Raw genomic sequence first — 2,295 nt, forward strand, 5'->3', positions numbered from 1 at the left:
ATAGATATGCGAAAAGTAAAACAGATTTTTAGGTTGTACAGCCAGGGCGTCAGTAAACGCCAGATAAGTTCGAGGCTGGGTTTATCACGTAACACCATCACTAAGTACATCGCCTTTTTTCAGCGTTATCAGTTTACAAGCTACGAGGTCTCTGCAATGACTCTTGAAGAGTTACACAAGCTTTTTAAGTCAGATCAAAAGCCAAAGAGCGCTCAGTTGTTGACTCTGGAGAAATACTTTCCCTATTTTGATAAGGAACTGCGTAAGACGGGAGTAACCAGGCAACTGCTCTGGCAGGAGTATTATGCGAAACATCCTGATGGCTATAAGCTATCTCAGTTCAAATACTGGTACCACCAGTGGACTAAAGAAGTATCACCGGTGATGCACCTTACTCATAAAGCAGGCGATAAGCTGTTCATTGATTACACAGGCAAGAAACTTAGCATTGTGGATCGCCACACCGGAGAACTGCAGGACCTGGAAGTTTTTGTGTGCGTTTTGGGTAGTAGCCAATACACTTATGTGGAAGCCTCGCCAAGCCAAAAGAAAGAAGATTTTATACGTAGCGTGGAGAATGCACTTTGGTTTTATGGTGGAGTACCCAACGCTCTGGTACCTGATAACCTGAAATCCGCGGTAACCAAAGGGAGCCGTTATGAACCCAAGGTCAATGAGACCTTCTCTGATTTTGCGGAATATTATGAAACCGCCATACTGCCCACAAGAACATATAAACCCAGGGATAAGGCCATCGTAGAGAACGCTGTACGGATAATATATACCAGGGTATTTGCACCGCTACGCCACCAGACCTTCCATAGCGTGCCAGACATCAATAAGGCCATACTTGAACTTCTGAAAACACATAATGAAATGTCCTTCCGGGGAAGAGAGTACTCCCGCCGTTCTTTATTCGACGAGGTGGAGAAACAGGAATTAAAATCTCTGCCCTTAAAGCGATATGAGATAAAAGCCTATGCCAATGGTACCGTGCACAAGAACAGTCACATCTATTTTAGTAAAGACAAGCATTACTATAGCGTACCCTACCAGCATATAGGGAAACGTATCAAAATCATCTACTCCGATAGCCTGGTGGAGATATTCTATAAATTTGAACGACTGGCTGCACATCAAAGAGAGAAAAAGAAATACGCCTACACTACGGTTAAGGAACACATGCCATCACACCATAGGTTTGTAAGTGAATGGAGCTCTGAAAAATTTATCGCCTGGGCAGCTCATATCGGAATACACTGTAAAGCGTATATCATTGAAATACTGGATAAAAAACAACATCCGGAACAATCCTATAAATCCTGTTTAGGTATACTACACCTGGCAAAGAAGGTAGGAAACCTGCGCCTGGATAATGCTTGTAAAAGAGCTTCTGATTACGGGGCATATAATTACAACATTATTGATCGCATCCTTAAAAAAGGCTGGGATAATCTCGATGAAAACCTCGAAGAGGAAATAGTCTTGCCCGATCACAAGAACATCCGGGGAGGCCATTACTACAAATAGAAAGAAACCATTAAAACCAAGTATATGAATACGCAAACCTTAGAACAAATGAAACAATTAAGGCTCCACGGCATGATCAGGGCCTTTAGCTCCAGTTTATCCCCGCAGAGCGTGGATTACACTAATGATGAACTTATAGCTTATCTCATTCAGTCTGAATGGGACGATCGCCAGAACCGAAAGGTAGAACGCCTAACTAAAACAGCCCGCTTCAGGTATAGCGCCGTTATGGAAAATATCGATTATACTCACGACCGGAATATCGATAGAAACCAAATACAACGTTTTGCAACCTGCGACTTTATAACACAAAAGGATAATATTTTAATCACAGGCAGCACCGGGGCAGGAAAAAGTTATATGGCATCCGCCATAGGCCATCAGGCCTGCTCATTAGGCTTTAAAACGATGTACTTCAACACTTCTAAACTCTTTACTATGCTTAAAACATCCAAGGCTGATGGCTCTTATTTAAAGCAGGTAAACAAGATAGAAAAACAGGATCTACTCATACTTGATGACTTTGGACTTAAAGGTCTGGATAATATTAACAGACACTCCCTGATGGAAATTATTGAAGATAGGCACGGAAAAAAATCTACTATAATAGCCTCCCAGTTACCGGTAGAGGCCTGGCACGAGATTATCGGAGAACAGACCATTGCAGACGCCATACTGGATCGTTTAGTTCATACCGCTCACAGAATAGATATCAAGGGGGAATCAATGAGGAAAAAACTTAAAAATAAATAGTAAATTTAACCA

At 42.0% G+C, this 2,295-nt stretch carries 2 protein-coding genes; both read left to right on the forward strand.

Annotation, left to right across the window (positions count from 1 at the left end; all coding sequences use genetic code 11):
• The coding region (gene istA, locus B5440_RS15385; protein ID WP_232756041.1) for an IS21 family transposase at nucleotides 1-1,530 on the forward strand (1,530 nt) is incomplete at its 5' end.
• 24 nt (nucleotides 1,531-1,554) lie between these two features.
• On the forward strand, nucleotides 1,555-2,283 hold the full coding sequence (gene istB / locus B5440_RS15390; RefSeq protein WP_070054998.1) for an IS21-like element helper ATPase IstB: 729 nt from the start codon (nucleotides 1,555-1,557) through the stop codon (nucleotides 2,281-2,283).
• Nucleotides 2,284-2,295: the final 12 nt, after the last annotated feature.

Source organism: Salegentibacter salarius, assembly GCF_900168265.1.
GTDB lineage: Bacteria > Bacteroidota > Bacteroidia > Flavobacteriales > Flavobacteriaceae > Salegentibacter > Salegentibacter salarius.